The organism is Streptococcus porcorum (assembly GCF_053203725.1).
The window spans coordinates 1-3,276 of sequence record NZ_JBRUDG010000062.1 but is presented as its reverse complement, the minus strand read 5'-3'; the positions used below and the strand labels follow the sequence as shown (position 1 = coordinate 3,276).

At 35.3% G+C, this 3,276-nt stretch carries 3 protein-coding genes; all 3 read right to left on the bottom strand.

Annotated elements, in window-relative coordinates; all coding sequences use genetic code 11:
• Positions 1-165: 165 nt before the first annotated feature.
• The 3 genes from ACVRWY_RS09420 to mreC all read right to left on the bottom strand — a co-directional run bounded on the left by ACVRWY_RS09420 (position 166) and on the right by mreC (position 3,088).
• Positions 166-1,650, bottom strand: coding sequence for a PcsB-like coiled-coil domain-containing protein (locus ACVRWY_RS09420; protein ID WP_354369910.1), 1,485 nt, complete (start codon positions 1,648-1,650; stop codon positions 166-168).
• Between the two features lie 111 nt (positions 1,651-1,761).
• Entirely contained in the window at positions 1,762-2,256 is a 495-nt protein-coding gene (gene mreD / locus ACVRWY_RS09415) for a rod shape-determining protein MreD (protein ID WP_354369911.1), read from the bottom strand.
• Between the two features lies 1 nt (position 2,257).
• Positions 2,258-3,088, bottom strand: a complete 831-nt coding sequence (gene mreC / locus ACVRWY_RS09410; RefSeq protein ID WP_354369912.1) for a rod shape-determining protein MreC — start codon at positions 3,086-3,088, stop codon at positions 2,258-2,260.
• Between the last annotated feature and the right edge of the window lie 188 nt (positions 3,089-3,276).

Below are 3,276 nucleotides of genomic sequence, written 5' to 3'. Positions count from 1 at the left end.
TTTCAGGAACTTTGAAAACTTTAAAAAACGGATTTTGATTGCCTTGAACATAAAGAAAGAGAGAACGAATTTCGTCCTCTCTAGGTGTTAGCTTTTCATCTACCCACTACAGTTGACAAAGAGCCACATTAACTTATCATCAACATATTATAGTTGATAAGCTTTTTAATTTGGATAAATATACGTTACAACTCCTGATGATGTGGCTGTAGGATCAAACCAACCACGGAAGTTTGAAATATACTGGTTTCCATTATAATTTGATTCCATTACTTGAATACGATTGGCACTTTCTACAGCGGTAACATAAGCAACGTGTCCATATCCACCATCATTCCATGATGCAATCGCACCAACTACAGGTGTTGAACCAGTAGAAAAACCTGCTGCTGCCGCTGATGCAGCCCATTGCGCACCATTTCCCCAGTTATTACCAGCCCATGATGCTAATTCTTTAACTCCCCACGTACATTGACCGATAGGATAAGTATTAACGCCAGAAGTCGTAGTAGGTGTTGTTACTGCTGCTGCAGATTCGCTTGTTACTGTTTCAACGACTGTAGTTTCTGATGTCGCAACCTCACTTGTTGCTTCACTTACTGCTACTTCTGAAACGGCAACCTCACTTGTTGCTTCACTTACTGCTACTTCTGAAACGGCAACCTCGCTTGTTGCTTCACTTACTGCTACTTCTGAAACAGCAACCTCACTTGTTGCTTCACTTACTGCTACTTCTGAAACAGCAACCTCGCTTGTTGCTTCACTTACTGCTGCTTCTGAAACAGCAACCTCGCTTGTTGCTTCACTTACTGCTGCTTCTGAAATGGCAACCTCACTTGTTGCCTCCGATGCGGCTTGTTGTTGAGCAAGTGCAGCTGCTTCTTGTGCTTTAACAACAGATTCTTCTTGTAATCTTGCTTCCTCCGCTGCCTGTGCTTGTGCAGCAGCCTCTGCTGCAGCTGCTTGCTTAGCTGCTTCCTCTGCAGCAGATTTTTGTTCTAATAACTTCGCTCTTTCATCCTCAGCATTAGCTTTTTCAGCTGCCAAATTCAATTGAGCTACTTCTAATTCTGCTTGTTGAGTTGCAAGAGTTAATTTATTTTCTTCAACTGCTGCTTGATTTTCCCAAATAGTGTTAATAGCTGTTTGGTTTTCAGCCTGCTTAGCTTCCAAAGCAGCCTTGTCTGCTTCTTGTTGAGCAATCATTTTCTTATTAGCTTCAACAACTTCTTTAATAGCTGTAATTCGACTAATTGCATCAGAAACAGATTTTGAATTTACAAGTGTATTGATATACGATGTTGCTGAACTTGTTTTTTGTACCGTACGAGCTTGTTTTTTCAATGATTTGCTTCTTGCAACAATTTTATTAGATAATTTTGCAATCTCTGTGCCAAGTGCCTCTGTTTCAGCCTCTAAATCAGCAGTTTGAGCAACTAATTGATCTTGTTGTGCTTGCAGAGTACTAACTTGATCCTGGATAAAAGCAACTTGCGCTTGAGCATCTAATTCTTGATTAGATAAATCTGAGATTTTATTATCCTGAGCTGAAATCTGTGTATCATAATCTTCAGCACTCACTCCATTCGCCACAGCAGAGCCTAGGGTTACCCCACTGACTAAAACTGCAGATAAAATTCTTTTTTTCATAATAATTCATACACTCCTTTACGATAAGACATCTTATATTCTATCAAAAAAACGCATAACATATGTTACGCATTTATTACAATTTGTTATCTCTTTATTTTTAAAAAGCACTCATACCTTCATGAAATATTGACTAATCATAAAAATTATTGAGTTTAATAAAAGTGTTGGTGCTAACGTATAGGTAATAAAATAAATATATGAATCACTTGTTAAATTTAAAACTTTACCACCAGTAAATGTCAATATCTCTAACAAAAAAATTAAGATAAAGAAACTCAAAATTCGATATAATTTATTATTACGCATAATATTTCTAAAATAAGACAAAAATAGTAATAATAATGGGTAAAAAAACATCCCTATTCCAATATATTGTAAATGATGAAAATCATAAAGTAGACCAAAAAACATTAAAACAAAAAAATGAAACCAAAACTCTACTTGATAGGACATCAGTAGAACAATTAGCCAAAAGAAATGAAAATCTGGATGAAGATTAAATGGAAGTCTGTAACTGAGAATACTTGTCAACTGAGAATCAATAAAGAATGAAAAGAACAAAACTAAAGGATATAGCCATAAAAAATGTTGCTGTTTTTTCATCTTAATCACCCACAATGGTTACAACACTAATTTTATTAAAATTAGCTGCTGGTTTAACATAAATCTTTTTAGATAGACTATCATCAGAATTTTCAACCGTCTCAACTTCTCCAACGAAGACATTAGGCAAAGTTTGCCCATCTAATCCACTCGTCACAACCTTACTCCCACTATTCACAGTCCCATCAGAGTTAGCCTGACTCAAAACAAAACTATTTTTTTCCTTGTCAAATCCCTCTAAAATAGCATATATCTCTTCAGTACCTGAACTCATTTTAACAGGAAGTTTTTGAACCCCCTTCACATCTGAAAAAAGCGAGACCGTTGAACTATTTTTTGTAACAGAAGTCACCTGACCAACTAAACCACCATCAGACAAAGCTAGCATTCCCTCTTTTACACCATCGTTTTCTCCAACAGCAATCGTAATTTTAGACAACCATGATTCTGAAGTCCTTCCAGTTACATAAGTCGATAATATTACTTTGTCACTAGAGATATCACTAAATTTAAGATTTGATTTCAATTCCTCATTTTCATTCTTTAGTTCTTCAACAAGTAACTCTTGATTTTTTAAATCTAAAAGCGCCCGTTTTAATTGCTGATTTTCCTCATAAGTCTTGAAAAAATCCGAAATATTATTAACGAAAACGCCAAACATACGAAAAGGCGTGCCCATCACTTGATCTACTCCAGATACTATATTATTAAGTGGACTCAAAACTCGAGTCACTTCTGAGTTTTTTCTTTGTAAGAAAAAACTAATAGAAAAAAAAACTAAAGCAATAGAAACCATTGCAATAACTAAACGTGATGTAATATATTTTTTCATTTTTACCTATTTACCTAAATATCCGTGTAAATATAAAACAAAACGAGATTATCTTACGATAAACGGCTCTATAATTTCTGTAGTGGGTAAGAACACCGTGGAAATTATGGAGCCTTTTTGAATATAGAAAAAGGTCCCATATGACCTATAATGAAAAGCGACGAAACTCACATTAGAAAGGGTTCATA

Bases quoted from the DNA above. Each gene is read 5' to 3' on its own strand.
- ACVRWY_RS09420 (WP_354369910.1), bottom strand. From the start codon at position 1,650: ATGAAAAAAAGAATTTTATCTGCAGTTTTAGTCAGTGGGGTAACCCTA.
- mreD (WP_354369911.1), bottom strand. From the start codon at position 2,256: ATGAAAAAACAGCAACATTTTTTATGGCTATATCCTTTAGTTTTGTTC.
- mreC (WP_354369912.1), bottom strand. From the start codon at position 3,088: ATGAAAAAATATATTACATCACGTTTAGTTATTGCAATGGTTTCTATT.